Origin of the sequence: Streptococcus sp. 20925_1_77, from assembly GCF_041432125.1 — a bacterium.
Taxonomy (GTDB): domain Bacteria; phylum Bacillota; class Bacilli; order Lactobacillales; family Streptococcaceae; genus Streptococcus.
The window spans coordinates 38060-61311 of record NZ_JAPVZB010000012.1; the positions used below are offsets into that span (position 1 = coordinate 38060).

The following is a 23252-nucleotide window of genomic DNA, read 5'->3' on the forward strand; positions in this document are numbered from 1 at the left end:
TTGAAAAAAATATCTTTTGAACAAGTTGCAAGAAGACGGACCTTATTGTTTGGGGTTCTTGCCGTCATTTTTGGGATTCTCATTTTTCGAAACGGCGTTGGTTTCACCAAATTTTCCTTGGATCTATTAGCCATTTACTTTTTAGTTGATGGACTAGGAAGCTTTCTTCTTCGCTTTTTGTTACGTAGCAAGTCTATTTCCTATAGCCACTCTATTTGGTTTATTTTTCTTTCACTTGCGTTGATCTGGTTGAATCGACTGAGTAGTCTGCCCGTAAACTTAGTTGTGATTTGTTTAGGGGCATATCAGTTGGGGAGTGCCATTGTCTATGGGATCACATTTTGGCTTTATAAGGCCAATCGGGTAAAAGGAGGCTGGCTCTATTTATGGGATGCGCTTTTAAACGGTGGGATTGGTCTAGCAACTGTCTTGGAACCTGGTTCAGATAGGCACTTCCAATTTATCCTCTTGGGGGCTTATCTGGTCTTGTTGGGGATTTCTAATATTCGAGATGGTATTTTATTTGACAAAGACCAACAAGGCCAAGAGTTAAAACGTCGCTTTCGTATTAGCCTACCGGTTATCTTTGCAGCCTTTATCCCTGCTAAGGAGTTAAAACGGTTTAACCAGTTTCTTCAAAAAGGGAGCTCGGCGGGACACACAGGCCCTTATCGATTGGTGAAAAAAGAAGAAGAGGCAAGGGAATTAGAAATTTTGGTTCATACTTCTGACAGCAACTTATTTGGAGCGATTGGGCATGTAGATATTTGTTATCAGGGGAAGGTCATTTCTTACGGAAGTTACGATCCCTTTTCAGAGCGTCTATTTGGGACGATTGGGGATGGCGTACTGTTTAAAGTGGATAAGGAACCATACATCGAACTATGTAAAAAAGAGAGTCAAAAGACGCTGTTTGGCTACAGCCTATCCCTTACCGAAGAAGAGAATCAGGCAGTAGAGAAGCGTCTAGCTGAAATTGATCAGTTGTTAGAACCTTGGGATCCACCTAGGAGGTTACTGGAAGACGGTCAGCCGACCTACGCTTACAAATTGAAATATGATTTAGGGGCTGAGCTATATAAATTTACTTCTTCGCGTTTTAAATCTTACTTTGTTCTGTCTACTAATTGCTGTCTGTTAGCAGATTCAATTGTGGGACAGGCGGGAACGGCTGTATTAGATGTTCGTGGAGTGATTGCACCGGGGACCTATCAGGATTACTTAGAATATGAATTTGAAGCTCCAAACGGGCGGGTCCATACACGAACAGTATATTAAGTAAAGAAAGACAGATTTTTATTTTTGAAAAATCTGTCTTTTTTGCACAAGATTTCTTGTAAAAAGCCAGAAAATCTTTTACAATAAAAAGTGCTTGGAGGAAAGTATGACAGCAAATCAGATCGTAAGAGTGATCCCAGTCTTGAAAGTGAATAACCGAAATGTCAATCAACGCTTTTATGAAGAGACATTGGGAATGAAAGTATTAGTGGAAGAAGGAGCTCTCCTGTCTTTAGGAGATGCCTCAAAAGTAGAAAAAATCGTCTTAGAAGAGTCACCGAGTATGCGTTCGCGTAAGGTCGAAGGTCCAAAGAAATTGGGTCGCATCGTGGTGAAAGTGGCACAAGCTCAAGAAATTGATTATTTGTTGGCCCGCCAGCCAGAGACAAGCGCCCTTTACCAAGGAGCTAATGGTCGCGCCTTTGAAGTTGTGTCTCCTCAAGGAGATACCATTTTCGTGCATGCGGAAGAAAATCTTGAAAGCCTAGAACCTTTGGAGAAAGCGCCTCTTGTTGAGCTTCCAGAAGATTTCAAAGGTTTGACCAGCTTTGATGTGGACTTTCTTGAGGTCAATGTGGCCGATCTTGCTGAGGCTGAGAAGTTCTATAGCAACTTGCCAGCTTTGGCACATCTTATCCATTTGCAAGAGGCTCAAGGAGAAGATCTCCAAGTGGGAAACCATGTGACTTGGGATTTGAGTATGATCAAGGTCGAATTGGCACCTTTTGATGTAGAAGTTCTGAAAGAAAGCTTAGGAGAAGCTGTCGATTTTGTGCACCGTAAGGGAACTTTCTTGATTGCTAAGGATCCGAGCCAGATCGAACTCTGGGTTGAAGCCAATCAAGATCAGGTCCATATTTCTTATGAAGAATAAGAATGGAGTGATGAGCGTGAAGGCAATCATCGAAAAAATCACCGAACAAATCCAAGAAGGCATCTATCCAGGTGCCTCTCTTGCGCTTTACCGAAATGGTCAGTGGAGTGAGCACTATCTGGGACTAGCAGATCCTGAAAAAGGTGAGCCAGTAGAGGCTGATCTGGTCTATGATTTGGCCAGTGTCAGCAAGGTCGTCGGAGTCGCTACCATCTGTGCCTTTTTGTATGCGAAAGGGGAGCTTCCACTCGATCGCCCCTTTAAAGAGCTTTACCCACGTTTTGCTCATGAGAAGACGACCATCCGGGAACTCTTGACCCATACTTCTGGTCTCGATCCTTTTATCCCCAACCGGGATCAATTGGATGCGAGGCAGTTGAAAACAGCCCTTGAAAATTTGCAGTTAAAAGAAGACAAGAGTTTTCATTACACCGACGTCAATTTTCTTCTGCTGGGCTTTTGGTTGGAAGACAGGTTTCACCAGCCCTTGGATCGTTTATTTGAAGAGCTGATTTTTACGCCTTGGAAGATGACAGAAACACGGTTTGGGCCGGTCGAAAAGGCGGTGCCAACGGTCCGTGGAGTGGCTTCTGGAAGTGTTCATGATCCCAAAGCGAGAGTTCTGGGCTGTCATGCGGGAAGTGCTGGACTTTTTTCAACTGTTGCTGATCTAGAGCGCTTCTTAGAGCATTATCTGAAGGATGATTTTGCGCGTGACTTGTCTCAGAATTTTGCGCGTGAAGAGGGCAAGACCCGCGCTCTTGGATGGAATCTAGAGGGGGACTGGTTGGATCATACGGGCTATACAGGAACCTTCATCATGTACAATCGAAAGAGGCAGGAAGCTGTGATCTTTTTGTCCAACCGGACCTATGAGAAGGATGAACGGGCCCAATGGATCCTCGACCGCAACTCTTTGATGGACCTGATCAAACAAGAATGTGAAAAATAGAAATGGAAGGCTAGGATGATGGATCCTGGCCTTTTACGGTCTGTCCGTGAGAAAGAAACTGGTAGGAGATTCATTTTTGAACTCCGTCTTAGGTTGGATTTCCTTCAAAAGCATCGCTTTTTTGGCTGATTTATATTAAAATAGTAATGACCTTAATAGAGCGAGATGAATATGCATAAAGAGATAGGCGTCGGAAGGGCGCATAGTAAAATTATCTTAATTGGAGAGCATGCGGTGGTTTATGGTTATCCGGCTATTGCTTTGCCACTCCATCATATCGAAGTGATCTGCCAGATCATCCCGGCAGACAGTCCATGGATTTTGTTTGAAGATGACACCTTGTCCATGGCAGTTTTTGCGTCTCTTGAGCACCTCGGGATTCGCGAGGCCCGGATTCGCTGTCGCATTCAGTCCATGGTACCGGAAAAACGGGGGATGGGATCATCTGCAGCAGTGAGTATCGCAGCTATTCGTGCCGTTTTTGACTATTATCAAGAGAAGCTGAATGATGAGACCTTAGAAATCCTGGTCAATCGAGCAGAAACCATTGCCCATATGAATCCAAGTGGGCTCGATGCCAAGACTTGTTTGAGCGATCAAGCCATTAAATTTATCCGAAATGTCGGCTTTTACCCGCTGGAGCTGGGTATAAAAGCGAGCTTGGTGATTGCGGATACGGGAATTCACGGCAATACCCGTGAGGCGATCCAAAAGGTTGAAGCCAAAGGGCAGGAAGTTTTGTCCCATTTCCATGAGATTGGTCAGTTGACCCAGCAGGTGGAAGAGGCTCTGAAAATGAATGATCTAACGAGCCTAGGACAGGCTCTGACTACTTGCCATGACCACTTGAGAGCCGTCGGTGTCAGCTGTGTTGAAGCAGACCATTTGGTCGCTGTTGCCCTTGAAAACGGGGCCTTAGGCGCTAAAATGAGCGGGGGTGGTCTTGGAGGCTGTGTGATTGCCCTCGTCAAGGATTCTCGTGAAGCAGCAACCATTGCCCATGCATTAGAAAAAGAAGGAGCGCACCATACATGGATCGAAAACCTGTAAAGGCTAAGTCCTATGCCAATATCGCGATTATCAAATACTGGGGAAAAGAAGATGCCAAACAGATGGTCCCTTCGACCAGTTCGATTTCGTTGACCTTAGAGAATATGTATACAGAGACCAGTCTATCTCCCTTGCCAGCAGATGCGACTGCGCATGAATTTTACATCGATGGGGAATTCCAAAATCCAGCTGAGCAAGCCAAAATTGGAGCTGTGATTGATGGCTTGAAGCCAGCAGATGAAGTAGGATTTGTTCGGGTGGATACCAGCAACAACATGCCAACCGCAGCAGGCTTGTCCTCTAGCTCGAGCGGGCTCTCTGCTCTCGTTAAGGCTTGCAATCGGTATTATGATTTGGGCTTGAGCCAGGAGGAATTAGCTCAAAAAGCCAAGTTTGCTTCGGGTTCCTCTTCACGGTCTTTCTTTGGTCCCTTAGCAGCCTGGGACAAAGAAAGTGGAGAGATATATAAGGTCAAAACAGACCTGAAACTGGCTATGATTATGCTGGTTCTCAATGATAAGCAAAAGCCTGTCTCTAGCCGCGAAGGGATGAAACGCTGCATGGAAACCTCGACCAATTTCAAAGAATGGGTGGAGGAGTCTTGTCAAGATTACAAGGACATGCTGGGCTATCTAGCTGCCAATGATTTTGAACGGGTCGGCCACTTGACAGAGCGCAATGCCCTTGCCATGCATGGAACGACCAGGACAGCCACTCCAGCCTTTAGCTACTTGACAGAAGAAAGCTACAAAGCCATGGATTTTGTCCGTGAGCTTCGCGCAACGGGCCATGCTTGTTACTTTACCATGGATGCAGGGCCAAATGTTAAAGTCCTCTGTCTAGAAGAAGACTTGGATCAGCTGGTGCCTTTATTTGACGCCCGCTATCGGACCATCGTATCTAAGACAAAGGACCCTCAAGATGAAGACTAAGTATCAGGTACAGACCGGAGGCAAGCTCTATCTAGCTGGAGAATACGCGGTGTTAACGCCTGGGTGTGGAGCCGTGATTCAGTTTATTCCCATTTATCTGTCAGCTACCATTCAAGAAGCTAACACTTACCAGTTGGTCTCAGATCTCTTTGGTTACAAGGTGGATTTGACTCCAAATAAGGACTACGCCTTGATTCAAGAGACTATCCAGCTCATGGAAGAATGGTTGAAAGATCAGGGAATAGCCCCGAAACCCCTTGATCTTCACCTTAGGGGGACATTGGGTGAAGAGGGGAAGAAGTATGGGATTGGTTCCAGCGGAAGTGTGGTCTTGCTCGTGATCAAGGCCATGGCGGCTTTGTATGAACTAGACCTAAGCCCCGATCTGCTTTTTCGACTAGCAGCAGTCGTCTTGGTGCAAAGAGGGGACAATGGTTCCATGGGCGATTTGGCTTGTATTGCCTACGAGGACTTGATTTATTACCAATCCTTTGATCGGGCTTGGTTGCATGAAGCCTTGACTTCCCAGCCCCTCTCACAAGTTTTAGAACTGAATTGGAACTACCAGATCCGAGTGATTCAGCCAGCCGTCTCTTATGATTTTCTGGTTGGTTGGACCAAGGAACCAGCGATTTCAAGTGATTTGATCCGCCAGATCAAGGGGGCGATCAATGAAGCCTTTCTCAAGGAGAGTCAGACTGCAGTGAAGAATCTTGAAAAAGGCCTCCGTGAAGGAAACCAAAGGGAGATCGAGGCCAGTATCCAACGTGCAGATCAGAACCTAAAATCCTTAAACCATCTGATCTATACCCCGGCTCTAAAAGTCCTGCAGCAAGCGACAGATGGCCTAACGGCTTGCGCCAAATCTAGTGGCGCTGGAGGAGGCGACTGTGGAATCGCCCTTAGTTTTGACCCAGTTGAGACTCAGACCTTGATAGACCGCTGGAAGGAAAAGAATATTGAAGTCATTTACAAAGAAAGGATGGGAGATTCGTGAGCGAAAATCGAAAAGACCAGCATATTCGCTATGCTTTGGAGCAAAGCTCCTCCTATAATAGCTTTGATGAGATCGAGCTAATTCACCGTTCCCTCCCCCTTGTGGATCTAGCGGAGATTGATCTAACGACCCATTTCGCAGGCCGTGATTGGGAGGTCCCTTTTTATATCAATGCCATGACCGGCGGGAGTGAACGGGCCAAAGAGATCAATCAAAAGTTGGCAGCAGTAGCCCAAGCCTGTGGGATTCTCTTTGTGACTGGCTCTTACAGTGCAGGGCTGAAGGATCCGAGCGATCAATCGTACGCTGTCAAAACAGATCACCCTCATCTTCTGTTAGCGACCAATATTGGCATCGATAAAGAGCCAGATTTGGGCTTGCGAACAGTGGAAGAGCTACAACCCCTCTTTCTTCAAGTCCATGTGAATCTGATGCAAGAGTTGCTCATGCCTGAAGGGGAGAGGATTTTCCATACTTGGAAAGACCATCTCAAGAGCTATGGGCAGAGCTTTCCTGTACCGGTAGTCCTGAAAGAAGTCGGCTTTGGTATGGATCCTAAAACAGTTCAGCTGGCACTAGAGGCTGGGATTAAAACAGTTGACATTTCTGGCCGTGGTGGCACTAGTTTTGCCTATATTGAGAATCGTCGTGGTGGCAATCGCGCTTATCTGGATGATTGGGGACAATCAACTGCTCAGTGTCTCTTACAGTTACAAGATCAGATAGATCAGGTTGAGATCCTCGCGAGTGGTGGCATCCGTCATCCCCTTGATATGGTCAAGGCCTTGGTCCTTGGAGCGCGTGGCGTAGGACTTTCCCGCGTTTTTCTTGAGATGGTAGAGACAAAGAGCATCGAAGAAGTGATTGCTATTGTCCAAGGATGGAAAGAAGACCTTAAATTACTCCTTTGTGCGCTCGGTTGTCAGAACCTGAAAGAGCTCAGAGAAGTCGACTATCTCCTCTATGGAAAATTATGGCAAGCTCAGCAACAGAGAAAATGAAGAAAAATCATTTTAGAAACTTTCCTTAGGTGAGTACGGAGGTTAGGTGAAATTATCCAGTGGATGATTTCAGCAATCCAGGAAGTTCCATGACTAATTAAGATACAAAGGGCTTCTACGGATAAAGTCAAAATAGGAAGTTTGACGCAGAATCTTTCGATTCTAGGAGAACTTATCTTTTTGACACAATCCGTAGCCCGTGTTCAATTAGTTTTGAACCTAAGGTTTCAAAACTCCCGAGTGCCTGAAACAAAAACGTTTCAGGCACTTTTCTCACAGCGGAAAGTTTCAGTATTTTTGAATCGATTTAAAAATTGGAATGCATTTTTATTTCTTTGCAGAATCGCTTAACTTATTTTACTTTAAAATAGTTTATCTACATTCTAATGATTGACTTTTTAAAGCCAATCCTTTCTTTTTTTTAAAGTGTTTACCCTCAAAAATTCTGATAGTTTACGAATTGTTTACGGTTACTGGAAACGCTTGCAAAATAGGCTTGTAAAAGAGTATACTAAATAAGGAAAAACATTTTTAAAAAGGAGTTTAGGATGAAGAAGCACTATTTTCGATCAGCTGTAGCAGCCTTGCTTCCGCTTTTGTTGATTGCTCAACCTGTTGAGGCCTGTACGGGGTTCATCATCGGAAAGAAACTGACGGCCGACGGCTCGACCTTGGTAGGGCGTACCGAAGATTTAGAGCCCAACCATAATAAAAATTTTGTGGTCAAAGAGCGCGTCTACAATAAAAAAGGTGCCATCTTTGAGGATGCCGCCAACGGTTTTCAATATCCCTTGCCAGAGATTAGCTATAAGTATACAGCGGTCCCAGATGTCACCCCAGATCAGGGAATTTTTGACGAAGCAGGATTCAATGAATATGGGGTTTCCATTTCTGCGACTGTCTCTGCTTCAGCAAATGACAAGATCCAAAAAGTGGATCCCTATGTCAAGGATGGTTTGGCAGAATCCGGCTTAACCAGCATTGTTCTCCCAAGTGTGAAAACCGCAAGAGAAGGGGTTGAACTCATTGCTAAAATCGTCGAAGAAAAAGGCGCTGCAGAAGGAAATATTGTGACCATTGCCGATAAAGAAGGCGTCTGGTATATTGAAATCCTATCTGGTCACCAATATGCGGCCATTCTCTTCCCAGAAGACCGCTTTGCAGTCTTTCCAAATACTTTCTTTTTAGGCCATATTGATTTATCGGATACAGAGCGTACGATTGCCTCAAAAGATCTTGAAAAAGTCGCCAAGGACGCAAATAGTTATAAGGAAGTGGATGGAAAATTCCACATTTCTCAATCCTATAATCCGCCTTTGCAAGAAGCGGATCGCTCGCGGGTTTGGTCGGGGATCAAATCTCTAGACCCAAGCTCTCCTGTTAAATATGACGATGCGTCCTTTGATCTTCTTCATACAACTGATCGGAAATTAACTCTCCGCGATGCCATGAATCTCCAACGCAATCGTTTGGAAGGAACCAAATACAAACCACAGGATCAAATGGAGCTGGATGGAAAAGGCATCCCGAAAAAAGGAGAGTTTGATGCCGTTTATAAATACCCCATCTCCAATCCAAATGTCATGGAGGCCCATATTTTCCAACTGAAAGACGAGGTCCCAGCAAGTGCGGGTGGAGGTACCATGTGGCTGTCGATGGGCAGTCCGCGGAATGCTCCTTACCTACCGTATTATGGCAATATTCTCAACACCTATCAAGCCTACCAAGAATTAGGGGATCATTACAATGACCGCTCCTGGTATTGGACCGTTTCAAGAATCAATGACCTTGTAGCCAAGTATCCTGATTTATTCGAAGATGGGGCGATTCGTACTGAAATGGAACGGTTGGAGTCTCAGTGGATGGTCGAACAAGATCTGAGTGATCAGGAACAAATTGCCCTTGCTTCTCAGCCTGAAGAAGCGAGTAAGAAGGCAACAGAGGAAGGAATAGCGAGAGCTGAGAAAACCTTTGAACGCTTGCAAGAAATTAGAAAAGAAGCAGAACAAAAGGTAGCAGATGAACACGGAAAAAGTGCTCTGCAAGATCTAGATGATGAAGAAGATGCTGCTTATGAAGAGAAAATTGATCTGGTTGATTTTGACTATGATTACATTTTAGCAGCAGGCTTGTTCGGAGCAACCCTTCTAGCAATTGTGATCTACCTAATTCGCTCAAAGAAACAAAAGGGAGGAAAACAAGATGACTAAAATTCAAAGAGCCTCGATCTATCTCTTTCTACTATTTGCAGGAATTGGCTTGGAGTTTGAACTCGGTCATCTTTCTCAACAAGAATTTAGCCAGTCTGCAGGCAGAGACTTGGTCTTGAACTTGTCTGTTTTAGCTGCTATTATTATCCCACTCTATCTCTTTTCAAAACGATTGGCCAAGCAGTTGTCTGTCCCAACCTATCTCTTATGGATTGCTATGTTTGGGGGTGCCTTCGTAGCAGGCTGGTTGAGCTTTTCAGGTAATAGCTTAATTGACATCCTAAATAGCCATATGATCAAGGATGCCACTGTCTTTAACAAGTGGACCGATGCCTTGACAGCCCCATTCTCAGAGGAATTCTTTAAGGCTCTAGTTGCCTTTTGGGTAGTTTTGATGGTTGGCAAAAAAGATCTAAAAGCGATTCTAATTGCCGGCTTGGGCTCTGGCTTTGGTTTTCAAATCATTGAGGATTTAGGGTACGTTGCCCGCCAAACAAAAACTAGCCAATTAGCCGCTGTTACTGAGGCTATTAATCGTATTTCTGGTGGGTTAGCTTCACACGCCCTCTATACAGCTGTTGTATCCGTTGGTGTCTTCCTCTTGTTGTCTCAAGTGACCCAGAAAAAGGAAAAACTCTTTGGACTCTGGTGTGTTGTCTCGACAGTAGCCAATCACTTCTTATGGAATTCTCCGTTTTATGAAACAGACCATCGGATTAATCTTCTCGTCGGACTGCTCTTTGCCGTCCAAGTAGGGACCTTTATCGAAGTGGTACTCTATACTAAGAAACATCCCGAGTTGTCATTTTTAAAATAATAAGAAAAATTTTTCAAACACAAAAGAGAGTGGGACAGAAATCGGTAATTCGTTAGAATTCGATTTCGTCGTCCCACCTCCGCACAGTTGAGTAGGGCTGTAAAAGCTGATGAAATCAGCGTAGTAGAGCCCACTCAACCACTGCGTCTTGCTCGACAATCCAAAAATAATTGAGAGGCTAGGACTTTTGTCCCAGCCTCTTTTAGAATGTAAATAAACTGTTTTTTTACATAAAACAAGCTAAGTGATACAGAATAATTAAAACTGATACATACCAATAGGCTCGTTCATACATACATTGAAACTTTCCGCAGTGAGAAAAGTGCTAGAAATTGGATTGTTTCTAGCGCTCGGGAGTTTTGGAACCTTGGGTCCAAAACTAAGTCATGGAACTTCGAAGAAGTTCGCTGACGTCCGTACTCACCTAAGGAAAGTTTCAAAAATGACATTGTCTTCAATCTGAAAACGAAAAACTTGTCTTAGTTCTTTCATTTTCTCAATTCTTTTAAGAGTGTTTGTGCTTTTTCTAAATTGAAGGGTTTGTTTTCAAGGAGTTGGCTGACCAGACGGGGAACTTCCTCTTCCTTAGCTCCTGCTAGAAGGGCTAGAGAGCGTGCTTGGAGTTTCATATGTCCTGCTTGAATCCCTGTGGTGACTAGGGCCTTCAGGGCAGCAAAATTCTGCGCTAAACCGAGCGACGCGATGATACCGGCTAATTCGATAGCAGAAGGTTCTCCTAGTAAACGGTGGCTGACTTGAACCGTTGGGTTGAGGCCAATGGAGCCTCCTTTTGTTGCAACTGGCATTGGTAGGGTGATCTCTCCATAGAGTTTTTTCTCTTCTGGCTGACTTGTCCAGTGACTCAAGCCTTTGTATGAGCCGCTTTGTGTGGCATAGGCATGGGCACCTGCTTCGATGGCCCGCCAGTCATTACCTGTCGCAAGGACCAGGGCATCAATCCCGTTAAAAATCCCCTTGTTATGAGTGGCTGCACGGTAAGGATCCACTTGAGCCAGTTGGCTAGCTAGCTCCATCCGGTGGGCAATCTCAATGGCTTCCTCAGGATTTCGACTCAGTGCTTTAAAATCGATAGCACACCGTGCACTCACCAAAGAGCGCGTGGCCAAGTTGGATAAAATCGCCATTAAGGCCTGTCCACCAGAGAGTTCTTGGATGCGATCGGTCAGAGCTTCCAGCATCGTGTTGAGCATATTGGCCCCCATGGCTTCTTTAGGATCGACAGCCAAGTAGACAATGAGAAAGTTCCCCTTGTTTTCGACCCAAAGATCCCTCGCTCCGCCTCCACGCTTGACGATAGAAGGATAGGCTTCATTAGCCAGCTGAAGAAGAGTTTCCTTGTCTTCTAGGATGCGCTTGCTAGCCATTTCCACATCCCTAACATCTGTCAGAGCAATCTCACCGATCATTTGACGTTGGTGCACTTGGGTGGTGAAACCGCCCGAACGTTGGATGAGCTTGGCTGCAAAGCTGGCTGCAGCAACGACGGAAGGCTCTTCTGTGACCATAGGAAGGACATAGTCACGACCATTGATCAGAAAATAAGGAGCGAGGCTAAAAGGCAGATCAAAGGTCGACAAGACATTTTCCGTCAGTTGATCTGCAATAGAGAGGGGGAGTCCCTTTTGTTCTTTTAAGATCTGTGCTTCATCCCAAGTTAAGAGGCCTTCCTTTAGTAAGGCCTCTATGCGTTCTGTGGGCGAAAGTTTTGCAAAACCTGGTAATCGTGCCATTATTTTTCTACTTTCTGGTAAGTGCGTTGGTGTTCCTTGATCTCTGTCAAAGCATAAGTTTGAAGCGTAGCAGGTTCAAACACTTGATTGCCACTAGAGTCTAGATCTACTTCCTCATAAAAGAGTCGTTCGTAGTCAGCAACGCTAAGAACCGTCCGTTGATCTAGTTTGTCCATACGGTTATGATCTAGGAGTTGCTCAAAACCAGGAACGAGATTGGCACTAAAGATCTCAGAAACTGCTCCACTTCCATAGCTAAAGAGGGCGATTCGGTCCCCGGCTTTGAGTTGGGGACGATTTTCCAGTAGTGACAGCAAGCCTAAGAAAAGAGATCCAGTGTAGATATTTCCTACGCGTTGGCTGTATAGAATCGATTGATCAAAATTGTATTGTAATTGATCTTTTTTCTCTTCTGATACTGACTTATCCAAGATTTTTTTCAAGCCCTTGAGAGCTAATTTCGGATAAGGCAAGTGGAAGCAGACGGCTGCAAAGTCTGTCAAGGTAAGGCCAGTCCGTTTCTGGTATTCCGCCCAGGTTGTTTTCAGAGAATCTAGATATTGCTGTGTTGAATAAATCCCATTCACAAAGGGGGTTGTCGCATAATTTGGACGCCAAAAATCCATGACATCGCGTGTTTGGGCAACATTATCATCGTTAAAAGATAGAACACGAGGATTGTGGCTGATCAGCATAGCAACCGCTCCAGCCCCCTGTGTTGGTTCTCCAGGAGTTCCAATTCCGTATTTAGCAATGTCACTGGCAATGACCAAAACCTTACTCTGTGGGAATTTTTCAACATGGAGTTTAGCATAATCCAAGGCAGCAGTCGCAGCATAGCAGGCTTCTTTCATCTCAAAAGAGCGGGCGAAAGGCTGGATATCTAGTAAGCCATGGACAAACACAGCAGCAGCCTTACTCTGGTCAATTCCAGATTCTGTCGCAAGAATCACCATGTCGATCGCTTCTTTATCTTCGTCTGTTAAAATATCATCTGCTGCAGTAGCAGCCAATGTGACGATGTCTTCTGTGATCGGTGCAACACTTTGTTCTTTTAAGAGAAGACCCTTGATCAGTTTTTCGGGATCAGTATTACGAGCAGCAGCCAAATCTTCTAAACGCAAGACATAAGGGCTCGTCGCAAAACCAATCTTATCAATCCCAATTGTCATTCTTAACCTCTTTTTTATTTGATATCTACTAGTATATTTCGTTACTATTTTACCATATTTAAGGGTAAAACTCCCTTGAAAAAGCTAGATCAGCAAGGAAATCATTCTCGGGACCGATTTTGCAATGTTTCAAAGAAAAATAGAAAATCTATAAGAAAAAGCCATCCTCAGATGGCTTTTCAACTCTTATCCTTGCTTATCTTTTTTAGGATTGCTCATGATTCGTATGAAGAGTTCTTTGCATTTGTCTCTTAGAACATTTTCGTAGAAGACGATTAAAGCGATGTACACAATCAGAAAGTTCAAGGTCAGATAGAACAAGTCAAATGAATTGCGGGCATAGATAGTTGCTGATTGATAGGAGGGGAGGGCTCCTAGGATCATCCAAGGAAGATACTTGATATACTTGTTTAGCATCATACATCACCTCGCATACTTTAAAGGATTTGTTTTTTCACTTTTATTGTATTCTTTTATGTGGAAAATGCAAGCGATGACACTCATAAAAATTGAACAACCAATGCTAGTTGGCATTGGTCATTTTTCTTTTTTGATGGCGTTGGTAAGAATGGTAGAGTTTCAAGACAACAGAGCCGCTAGCCATCCCGATGGAGATCACCAAGGCCAGAATAACCACCAGGGTCACGCTGGTTACTGCCTGGCGATATTGGCCACTGACAAAGAAGGAAGTAGTACGATAGGAAATATATCCAGGAACCAATGGCGCGAGAATGGACAACATAAAGACCACAACAGGCGTCTTGAGAATGATACTTAAAATCTGACTGATACAGGAGCCGACAATGGCTGCGATAAAGGTTGCAACGATGACATTGGTAGGCCCTTTCAGGATATAGTAAAGTAGCCAGATGCCCATACCGAGGATTCCTCCAGGAATCAACATGGAGCGTTGCACATTGAGGACGATTAAAAAGGTGATGATGGCAATCAAACTGGCCACCGCTTGGATTAAAAATTCAGTTAGGTTCATGATTTTATTTCATAAGGACTAGGGCGACCGTTGTACCGGCACCAAGTGCAAGAGTAATGAGGAGAGTCTCAAAGAGTTTGCTCATCCCAGAGTTGAGGTGGTAATTCATCAGATCTCGGACGGCATTGGTCATAGCGATTCCAGGAACGAAGGGCATGACACAGCCTGCGATAATGAGATCGGTATTGGAAGGAAAACCACTATAGCGCGTCCAGATATGGGCCAAAAAACCAAAGACAAAGGCGGCCGCAAAGGCAGTGGCAAAAGGAATGCGAACGTATTTCTCAACGACAAGAGAAAAAGCAAAGGCAAAGACAGTCGCAATACCCGCTCCAATCGCATCATAGAAATTTCCTCCAAACATGATGGAGAAGAAAGGAGCACTGAGGGTTGCCGCAATGGTCAACTGGAGATTGGTATAAGGAACGCGCTTCATTTTCAACTCGCTCAGGGCCTGGTAGGCTTGCTCGAGATCGATCTCTCCAGAGACGAGTTGACGAGAGATCTGATTGACATCACAGACCTTTTCGATATTGTAATTGGTCCGCAAGATCCGTTTCATGCGCGTGACATTGGCATTCTCAATTGAAAAGAAAATAGCGACTGGCATCGCTAAAACATTGCAATCGACGATTCCCTGTGAATGGGCGATCCGGATCATGGTATCTTCGACCCGGTGAATCTCAGAACCACTCTCTATCAGGAGGGTTCCAGCTAACATCAGGACGTCGATCACTTGGTTGATCTGTTTTGACTCTTCCATAATTTCCTTCTTACTAAATAATCTGTTTCTATTATAGCAAAAAAGGACGAGAGACAGAACTAAAATCTGACAATTCTAGTTTGTTTCTTATCCTTTCTGAATTCGTTTAGAATAGCTATTGTTTAGGCTTATCATTCGCTAACTCGGGTGGTGGTGCTGCACGGTGCTGTCCTGGACGAGAAGGGTTGCTAAAAAGATCAGTGCAATCAGGATAAAGAGCCAAATAATAGCGAAAATAAATGTTAAAAACATAGGATCACCCCTTCTATATTATTTACAGCTCTACTATAACACTTGGAGAAAACGCTGTCAAACTCTATATAGTAGGCTCTTAAACTCTTTCAAAATTCAGAATACTCTTGCGATGGGGATGAAAAAACCAGCCGTTTCCGACTGGTTTTTAAGACCTATTTGAATCTTAGTTCAAGGCATCATCCATTGAAAGAACTTCGTGGAAGACACGTTGTGTCAATTCAGTTTTTTGTTCTGGAGTGAGGTATTTAGTGTTTACACAGTATCCAGAGATACGAACGATAACGTCTTCACCTGACATGATCTTTTCGTAAACATCGTTCAAGTCCATAACGTTCAAGTTACAGTGTTGTCCACCGTTTTCGAAGTATCCATCAAGGATGGTTACCAAGTTATCAACTTGTTCGTCACGAGTTTTACCAAGAGCACGTGGTGATACTTGAGTAGTGAGTGAGATACCATCAGCTGCGTAACCAAAGTCAAGGCTAGCAAGTGAGTTCAAGTTTTGCAACCATCCACCTTTAGCTTTGTTAGATGGGTTAGCACCTGGTGAGAAGAATTCCAATTTAGACAAGTTCACAGAACCATCTTCGTTGAGGTATACCCCTTTGTGGACTGGTGAGTTACCAGTTTGTTTAGAGTAAGCAACGTTAGAAGTGATGGTAAGAAGTGAAACAGTTGCTTCAGCGTTCTTGTAAAGTTTGTGGCTGCGAAGACGAGTAGTGTAAGCTTCGATCAACCATTCTGCCAATTCGTTAGAACGTGGGTCATCTTCACCCCAACGTGGGTATTCACCGATTGTTTCGTAATCGTAGATGTAGCCATCTTCGTCACGGATTGGTTTAACAGTAGCGTATTTGATTGCTGACAAAGTATCAACAGTGTTAGCGAATCCACAGATACCGAATCCCATGTTAGCGCGTTGGTGAGTTGGCAAGAAGGCCATTTGAACAGCTTCGTAGTTGTACTTATCAGTCATGTAGTGGATGATGTTCAAAGCATCTACGTAAGTGTCTGTCAACCAGTCAAGAGATTTTTCGAAGTTTGCTTTAACAGATTCGAATTCAAGAACTTCGTCACGGATTGGATCGATGTCAAATACTTTATAGTCTTTATGAACATCGTCGTAACCACCGTTCAAACCAGTAAGAAGAGCTTTAAGAACGTTAACACGAGCACCGAAGTATTGGATGTTGTGGCGTTGTTCTTCGTTTTCTGGGTCAAGTGGAGATACACAACATGAGATACAGCTCATTTCACCGTATCCGTCTTTCGCCATTGTTGTTACACCTTCGTATTGGATAGAAGAGTGTTTATGGCTCATGTGCATACAGTAGCGACGGAAGTTGTATGGCAATTTGTCAGTCCAAAGAACTGTCAAGTTTGGTTCTGGAGAGTTACCGATGTTGTCCAAAGTGTTCAAGAAACGGTAGTCCATCTTAGTAACACGGTGACGACCGTCGTTACCCATACCAGCCATTGATGTTGTGATGAAGGTTGGGTCACCTGAGTACAATTCGTCGTAAGCTTTTGTACGAGCAAATTTAACAGTACGCAATTTCATAACGAAATCATCAACGAATTCTTGGATTTCTGATTCAGTGTAAGTACCACGAGCCAAGTCACGTTCAGCGTAGATATCCAAAACGATTGGCACACGTCCAAGAGAAGTAGCAGCACCGTTGATGACACGGCAGACAGCCATAAAGGCGATGTTTGTCCATTGGATCGCTTCTTTTGTATCGAAGGCAGGACGACGTACGTCTACACCATAAAGGTCACCCAATTTAACAACTTCTTGAAGTGCTTGGTATTGAAGGTTTACTTCTTCACGAAGACGGATTGATTCTTCATCGATTTCAGTAATAGAGTTCCAGTCGTTTGCTTTTTCAGCCATCAAGTAGTCAGCACCGTAAAGAGCCAAACGAGCATAAACCCCGATGATACGTCCACGAGAGTAAGCATCTGGAAGACCAGTTACAGTGTGAGCGTGACGAGCACGACGGATGTTAGAAGTGTAAGCGCGGAAGATACCGTCGTTTACAGTTGTAACGTATTTTGTGAAGATTTCATGAACTGCAGGATCTGGTTCGTATCCATTTTCTTTCAAAGTAGTTTCCGCCATACGGATACCACCACGAGGCATAAAGTTCAATTTGAACAATTCATCATTTTGGATACCGAAGATCACTTCGTTTTCTTTATCGATATATCCAGCTGCGATATCAGCGATAGATGTTGGACGGTTATCGTATGGGAAACGAGTTTCTTCATAATGAGCTTTCGTTTCTTCAACAATTTTTTTGATGTGAAGAGAACGTTCAGTTGGACCAGCTAGGAAGCTTTCATCTCCATCATATGGTGTGTAGTTAGCTTGAACGAAGCGAGAAACGCTTGCTTTTTCTTTCCAATCTTCACCTTTGAAGCCTTCCCAGGCTTTGTCAAAAATATCTTGTGCTTCAACAACTGTTTTAACAACCATGTGTATTTTCCTCTATTTGTCTTTCTAGCAACTATATCTGTTGCACTTACAATAGTAGTATACCATACAGAAATCGGTTACACAAAGGCGAATTGCGAAAAACAGCAGATTCTTTTGTAATACAGTTTCAAATCCTCTGCGATACTGTACTATATTTTTGAAAACAAACACAGTTTTTCATCAATTTTCATGTTTTCTGGAGAGCCGATTTTTGCAATTCTGAAATTTTCCTCCTATAATAGAAAGAAAGGAGGGTGAAAAATGCTGATATTTCCATTAGTGAATGATACCAGTCGCAAGATTATTCATATTGATATGGATGCATTTTTTGCTGCCGTCGAAGAAAGAGACAACCCTAGTTTGAAGGGCAAGCCTGTCGTGATTGGCCAGGACCCTCGTCAGTCAGGAGGGAGAGGTGTTGTCTCTACTTGTAACTATGAAGCAAGGAAATATGGCATTCATTCAGCTATGAGTTCCAAAGAAGCGCTGGACCTTTGTCCTCAAGCCATCTTTATCTCTGGAAATTATGAGAAATACCGAGAAGTAGGTGAACAGGTCCGTGAGATCTTCAAGCGCTATACAGATCTGATCGAGCCTATGAGTATTGATGAAGCCTATCTAGATGTGACGGAAAATAAAATCCAGAGCAAATCAGCTGTCAAGATTGCTCGCTTGATTCAGCATGCGATCTGGGAAGAGCTGCATCTCACAGCTTCAGCAGGTGTCTCTTATAATAAGTTTTTGGCAAAGATGGCAAGTGACTACCAAAAACCCCGTGGCCTAACGGTGGTCTTGCCGGAGGATGCCGAGGATTTCCTGAGCCAGATGGACATTGCCAAATTTCACGGGGTAGGAAAGAAGACAGTGGAGCGCCTGCATGAGATGGGGGTCTATACTGGCGCGGATCTTTTAGCTATCCCGGAGATGACCTTGATCGATCGATTTGGGCGCTTTGGCTATGATCTCTTTCGTAAGGCGCGAGGGATTCACAATAGCCCTGTCAAGAGCCATCGGATCCGCAAGTCGATCGGAAAAGAGCGGACCTACCGCAAGCTCCTCTATGCTGAGGATGATATTGTAGAAGAAATTGCCAATCTGTCCAGTAAGGTGGCCCAATCGCTGGAAAAACACGGCAAGCAAGGAAAGACCTTGGTCTTAAAAGTGCGCTATGGAGACTTCACCACCCTGACCAAGCGAATGACATTGACGGAGCCAACACGAGAGGCTGAGCGCATCAATCGTTCAGCGCGTCACATTTTTCAAGAAATCGAATCGATAAATACAGGAATCCGCCTCTTGGGTGTCACCATGACCAACTTTGTTGATCATACCGAGTTGCCTTTGGTGGAAGAAAAAGAAGACGACTAGTTTGTTCACTAGTCGCCTGAGATTGATGACAAAGTCATCTTAGAAACTTTCCTTAGGTGAGTACGGATGTCAGCGAACTTCTACGAAGTTCCATGACTTAGTTTTGAACCTAAAGTTTCAAAACTCCCGAGTGCTAGAAACCATAGTGTTTCTAGCACTTTTCTCACGGCGGAAAGTTTCAGTTGTATTTTAATGAGTCTTAAAAAATATATTATTTTAATTTTTGGGGTATCAATTAGGTTGTTTGACGTCAAAAAAGGCTGCAATCTCTTCTTCTGTCAGTCCAATCATAGGCGAGATGGTGTGGAGATTGTCTTCTGTTAGTCGATAGACAGTAGGTTTAGACGTCTCTGCTTTCGTTTCAACAGTTTCTTCCTTGCTTCGTGCAGATTCGACTGTAGCAGAAGCCGTTGCAAGGGATGAAGAATAGTCTGTGGTTGCTTCGCCTCCGTCCAGTTCCTTGAAGCGTTCAACCAAATAGGTCTTGCGCGCTGTACCTGTATTTTTAGTAGCGAAATCAAAGGCGCTGTATTCTCCTAAGAGGATGAGTTTGCTCTTAGAGCGCGTGATGGCGGTATAGATCAAATTACGCTGCAACATCCGGTGGCTTTGATTAGTAATGGGTAAAATCACCACAGGAAATTCGCTTCCTTGCGATTTGTGAATACTCATCGCATAGGCTAAGCGAATCTTGTACCATTCATTGCGCGGGTAGACGATTTCATTGCCGTCAAATTGGATAGTCAATTCATCTTGCTTGGATTCTGTATATTTTCCGGGGAGAAGATCGGTAATGTAGCCAATATCTCCATTAAAGACATTGCTTTCTGCATCATTGACCAGATGGATAACCTTGTCTCCATCGCGGTATTGGCAGTCTGGCGTGTCAAAGACGACCTGATCTTTGACGGCTGGATTGAGAAGGTCTTGCATGAGTGTATTGATGTTGTCAATGCCGGCCTGGCCCTTGTACATCGGTGCCAAGACTTGGATATCTCGAGCTGGGATCTGACTGCGAAGGGCAGCAGAGGTGATCTGTTCGATCATCTTAGGGATGTGTTCGCTTCCGGCTTCGAAATAAGAGCGGTCGGCTTTTCGTTCTGTGAAATCTTGAGGGAGATTGCCCTGGCGAATGTCTCCTGCAAGTGAGACAATGGTCGAATCTTCACTCTGACGGAAAATATGTTCGAGTTTGGTCTGAGGGATGCTTGGGATCTGCAAGAGATCCGCTAAGACCTGTCCAGGACTGACGGATGGTAATTGGTCAGCATCTCCCACAATCAAGAGTTTGGTATCGGTTGCGATGTTGCTGACTAATTGATTAGCGAGCCAGGTATCGACCATGGAAAACTCGTCTACAATGATAAAGTCTGCATCTAGATAGTCTTCTAAGTGGCTGGTGTCATCATCTCCTGTCATCCCCAAATGGCGGTGGATGGTGGCACTCGGAAGTCTTGTCAGCTCATTCATGCGCCGGGCTGCCCGTCCCGTTGGGGCAGCCAGCAGGATCGGCAGGTCTTTTTTCTTACGCAGATCCAGCTGATGGAGTTGGGCATAGACACTGATCATCCCATTAATAACGGTGGTTTTTCCTGTTCCCGGTCCCCCAGTGAGGATAAAGACCTTGTTTTGAATCGCCTGGTGAATCGCCTCTTTTTGAATAGCATCGTAGTGAATCCCCAGATCTTTTTCAACCTCCTCGATAGCCTGGTTGATTTTCTCAGGGTCAAATGAAGCTTTTTTACCCTTCTCCAGCAATCGGCCAATGTGACTGCGAATCCCTTCTTCCGCAAAGAAAAGGCTATTGTCAAAGATCTTGGTATCCACATTTTGGACCTTGTCTTCCTCGATGAGGTGGCCTAATTCTTGGGCGACAGTAGAAGGATCCAATTCTACTGGACGCGCTGATTCCAAAAGGTCAATGCTATAGCGCAGGAGGTCTTTGGCTTCAATATAGGTATTTCCAGTCTCGATAGAGTAGCTGAAGAGACTGTGAATCAGACCCGCGCGGAAACGCTCGGGGGCGTCACTTGCGATGCCCAATTCTTCTGCCAGTTGGTCCGCAATTTTAAAGCCCATTCCTTGGATATCTTCCACCAATTGGTAGGGCTGTTGCTCCACGATCTGGAGCGTTTCTTCCTTGTAGAAATCCTGGATTTGAAAGGCTAGTTTATTGGGGATGCCATAATTGGCTAGTTGGGCGAGAATACGCTCCGTTCCGTAATTCTGACGGAGTTTATCCACAAAAGCCAGGCGGTTTTTCTTGGAGAGGCCTGTGATTTCTTCTAATTTTCCAGGCGCTTCTAAGATTTTATCAATGGTGTCTTCTCCATAGAGATCAACGATTTTTTGGGCTGTTTTGAGACCAATTCCCTTGAAGTGATCGCTGGAAAAATACTTCACTAAGCCCTTGCTAGAGGGTTTAGCCCGTTCATAGCGACTGATTTTGAGCTGTTCTCCGTATTTAGGATGATGGACCAGCTCCCCCCAGAAGGTGTAGTCTTCGCCTTCCATGATATCTGCCATGGTGCCCGTCACAATAATCTCAAAATCATCAAAGTCTTCGGCATCGGTATCGCTAATGTCGAGCAAGAGGATTCGAAAAAAACTGCTAGGATTTTCAAAAATAATGCGCTCAATAGTACCAGAAAAATAATATTCCATCATTTCTTTCCTTTTATAAAGCGAGGCTGGGACATACTTGTCTCAGCCTCAGTCTGTTAATCTATACTAATAAGTTTTGAAAGGGTAGATCGGCCATAGTCTAAAGACGGCTTGTCCTTTGATTTGTTCTTTCTTGAAAGCTCCGACTTGACGGCTATCTTTTGAAACGATCCGGTCATCTCCAAGTAGGAGGTATTCATCGTCGAGCAATTTCAAGGTAAATTTAGGATTGCCATCCTTGTCTACTGTAAAAGCTTGGGCTGTATTGGCCAATTGGCGGAAGAGTTCTCCATTTTCTTCGAACCCTTTTCCAGTGTAGGTTGATTGCAATTTATCTTTTTTGAAACGAGCGATGTAGTCTTTCAAATAGGGCTCATTGGTCTTTTTCCCATTGATGTAAAGGGTATCGTTGTCGTACTGAATGGTATCACCAGGAAGACCGATGACCCGTTTGACGATGTCCTTGGTTTTGCCGTCGTCATCTTTCTCATTGGCAACGACAATGTCGAAACGATCAATTGAGAGGTGGTTGACCACAAGGAGGTACTCGCTATCAGCCAGGGTAGGATCCATCGAATGGCCGTCCACCTTGACCGGAGCCCAGAGGTAGATGCGAGAGGCGATGATGAGACCAACGATGATGCTGAAGAGGCCCCATTCTTTAAGGAATCTCACCACTGGTGAGCTAGATGACTGTTTTGAACTTCTTTTTGACATAACTTATCTTTCTAGTAATTTCTTTGCTTTTTCTGTGTTTTTAAAATGGAGTTTGGCACAATAATCCAGAGCTTTCATCCCGTAGGTCTGAAGCAATTTAGCAGCGACTTGGTCTGACTTCGCCCCTGCTCCACTAGGGAGATTAAAGCCCAGTTCCTTGCCCAGATCTTCCAGATTTTGAAGGAAGAGATTGCGGGCGATGATGGAACTAACCGCAACAGCTAAATACTTGCTTTCTGCTTTTTCTTCCAAATCAATGGCTTGGGAGACCTGATTTTTTTCAGCTTTCACGTATTTTTGGTAGTTTTTAGCCGTCGTAAAGGCATCGATCACAATTCGTTCTGCTTGGATTCCTTTATTTAATAGAAGATAGATGGCCTGATTGTGCAGGGCCACTTTGACCGAAACAGCATTGTAGCCAGAAGCAATGACTTCATTGTACTTCTTTGGAGACAATAAGAGTGCTTGGTGCTGGATGTTTTCCTCAAGGAGAGGAGCCAATTGCTGAATTTTTCGATCATCCAAGGTCTTTGAATCCCCAACACCGAGCTTTTTGAGCCAGTCGTGCTGGTCAGGTGTGACAAAGGATGCAACGACGGTGAGTCCACCAAAATAAGAGCCGTTTCCGACCTCGTCGGTTCCGATCATGGCTAGATCTTGTCCTGCAGATGAAGCAGAACTCTTAGGGTTCCCAGCATCTTGCCCGAAAAAGGCCAGGTAAGGAGTCAGGTCATTACCTTGAAGCAAGACTTTTCCAGACTTGTAGATCGAAACGGTCGCTCCCTCTAGTCGAAAGAAATAATCCATATGAGGATTCTTGCTTTGAGAGAGAGAACGGCGATAGGTATGGACAAAATCAAGGATTTGCTCCTGTGTTGGAGTGAGTGTCATACTTTCCATAACCACTATTGTACCACAAATTCAGGGAGAGAGGGAGCAAAAAGAAAGAAAGAATCCACTGGAAAATCCCTGTGAAGAGGG

At 44.4% G+C, this 23252-nt stretch carries 19 protein-coding genes; 10 read left to right on the plus strand and 9 right to left on the minus strand.

The features are described from left to right. The 9 genes from O3626_RS07345 (at position 1) to O3626_RS07385 (ending at position 10111) form a co-directional block, all read left to right on the plus strand. On the plus strand, positions 1-1278 hold the full coding sequence (locus O3626_RS07345) for a DUF308 domain-containing protein (protein WP_155124623.1): 1278 nt from the start codon (positions 1-3) through the stop codon (positions 1276-1278). Between the two features lie 106 nt (positions 1279-1384). Beyond that, positions 1385-2152 carry a CppA N-terminal domain-containing protein gene (locus tag O3626_RS07350; protein ID WP_371496145.1) on the plus strand — a complete coding sequence of 256 codons (768 nt, stop codon included), beginning with the start codon at positions 1385-1387 and terminating at the stop codon, positions 2150-2152. Between the two features lie 10 nt (positions 2153-2162). Beyond that, entirely contained in the window at positions 2163-3104 is a 942-nt protein-coding gene (locus O3626_RS07355) for a serine hydrolase domain-containing protein (RefSeq protein WP_371496147.1), read from the plus strand. A gap of 171 nt (positions 3105-3275) precedes the next feature. Continuing rightward, positions 3276-4154, plus strand: a complete 879-nt coding sequence (mvk, locus tag O3626_RS07360; RefSeq protein WP_371496149.1) for a mevalonate kinase — start codon at positions 3276-3278, stop codon at positions 4152-4154. Further along, a complete protein-coding gene (mvaD, locus tag O3626_RS07365) occupies positions 4136-5086 on the plus strand; it encodes a diphosphomevalonate decarboxylase (protein ID WP_371496151.1) in 951 nt (316 codons plus the stop codon). Before mvk ends, mvaD begins: the two co-directional genes overlap by 19 nt. Then, complete coding sequence (locus tag O3626_RS07370; RefSeq protein WP_371496153.1) at positions 5076-6083, plus strand: phosphomevalonate kinase; 1008 nt, start codon at positions 5076-5078, stop codon at positions 6081-6083. Before mvaD ends, O3626_RS07370 begins: the two co-directional genes overlap by 11 nt. Then, a complete protein-coding gene (gene fni / locus O3626_RS07375) occupies positions 6080-7084 on the plus strand; it encodes a type 2 isopentenyl-diphosphate Delta-isomerase (RefSeq protein WP_371496155.1) in 1005 nt (334 codons plus the stop codon). Before O3626_RS07370 ends, fni begins: the two co-directional genes overlap by 4 nt. A 548-nt stretch (positions 7085-7632) precedes the next feature. Further along, positions 7633-9294, plus strand: coding sequence for a C69 family dipeptidase (locus tag O3626_RS07380; RefSeq protein ID WP_371496156.1), 1662 nt, complete (start codon positions 7633-7635; stop codon positions 9292-9294). Further along, positions 9287-10111, plus strand: a complete 825-nt coding sequence (locus O3626_RS07385; RefSeq protein WP_371496158.1) for a PrsW family glutamic-type intramembrane protease — start codon at positions 9287-9289, stop codon at positions 10109-10111. Before O3626_RS07380 ends, O3626_RS07385 begins: the two co-directional genes overlap by 8 nt. A 488-nt stretch (positions 10112-10599) precedes the next feature. Here the strand turns inward: O3626_RS07385 and O3626_RS07390 are convergent, their stop codons facing one another. The 6 genes from O3626_RS07390 to pflB all read right to left on the minus strand — a co-directional run bounded on the left by O3626_RS07390 (position 10600) and on the right by pflB (position 17522). Continuing rightward, positions 10600-11862 carry a hydroxymethylglutaryl-CoA reductase, degradative gene (locus tag O3626_RS07390; RefSeq protein WP_347112621.1) on the minus strand — a complete coding sequence of 421 codons (1263 nt, stop codon included), beginning with the start codon at positions 11860-11862 and terminating at the stop codon, positions 10600-10602. Then, the gene (locus O3626_RS07395; RefSeq protein ID WP_371496160.1) at positions 11862-13034 is read right to left on the minus strand and encodes a hydroxymethylglutaryl-CoA synthase; all 1173 of its coding nucleotides are present in this window, start codon (positions 13032-13034) and stop codon (positions 11862-11864) included. The genes O3626_RS07390 and O3626_RS07395 overlap by 1 nt, the downstream gene beginning before the upstream one ends. Positions 13035-13220: 186 nt before the next feature. Next, positions 13221-13451 carry a hypothetical protein gene (locus tag O3626_RS07400; protein ID WP_118227821.1) on the minus strand — a complete coding sequence of 77 codons (231 nt, stop codon included), beginning with the start codon at positions 13449-13451 and terminating at the stop codon, positions 13221-13223. Between the two features lie 106 nt (positions 13452-13557). Continuing rightward, positions 13558-14025: a threonine/serine exporter family protein gene (locus O3626_RS07405; RefSeq protein ID WP_003005049.1), complete on the minus strand. Its 468-nt coding sequence runs from the start codon at positions 14023-14025 to the stop codon at positions 13558-13560. 4 nt (positions 14026-14029) lie between these two features. Next, positions 14030-14788, minus strand: a complete 759-nt coding sequence (locus O3626_RS07410) for a threonine/serine exporter family protein (protein ID WP_023919150.1) — start codon at positions 14786-14788, stop codon at positions 14030-14032. A 418-nt stretch (positions 14789-15206) separates the two neighbouring features. Continuing rightward, a complete protein-coding gene (gene pflB / locus O3626_RS07415) occupies positions 15207-17522 on the minus strand; it encodes a formate C-acetyltransferase (RefSeq protein ID WP_003005386.1) in 2316 nt (771 codons plus the stop codon). 261 nt (positions 17523-17783) lie between these two features. Between pflB and dinB the strand changes: the two genes are divergently transcribed. Beyond that, positions 17784-18890 carry a DNA polymerase IV gene (dinB, locus tag O3626_RS07420; RefSeq protein WP_315377356.1) on the plus strand — a complete coding sequence of 369 codons (1107 nt, stop codon included), beginning with the start codon at positions 17784-17786 and terminating at the stop codon, positions 18888-18890. A 231-nt stretch (positions 18891-19121) separates the two neighbouring features. On the opposite strand, the gene O3626_RS07425 is transcribed toward dinB, so the two are convergent. The 3 genes from O3626_RS07425 to rnhC form a co-directional block, all read right to left on the minus strand. Next, the gene (locus O3626_RS07425; RefSeq protein ID WP_371496178.1) at positions 19122-21554 is read right to left on the minus strand and encodes an ATP-dependent RecD-like DNA helicase; all 2433 of its coding nucleotides are present in this window, start codon (positions 21552-21554) and stop codon (positions 19122-19124) included. 66 nt (positions 21555-21620) lie between these two features. Next, a complete protein-coding gene (lepB, locus tag O3626_RS07430) occupies positions 21621-22271 on the minus strand; it encodes a signal peptidase I (protein WP_003008799.1) in 651 nt (216 codons plus the stop codon). Between the two features lie 3 nt (positions 22272-22274). Beyond that, a complete protein-coding gene (gene rnhC / locus O3626_RS07435; RefSeq protein WP_371496164.1) occupies positions 22275-23171 on the minus strand; it encodes a ribonuclease HIII in 897 nt (298 codons plus the stop codon). Positions 23172-23252 lie beyond the last annotated feature (81 nt).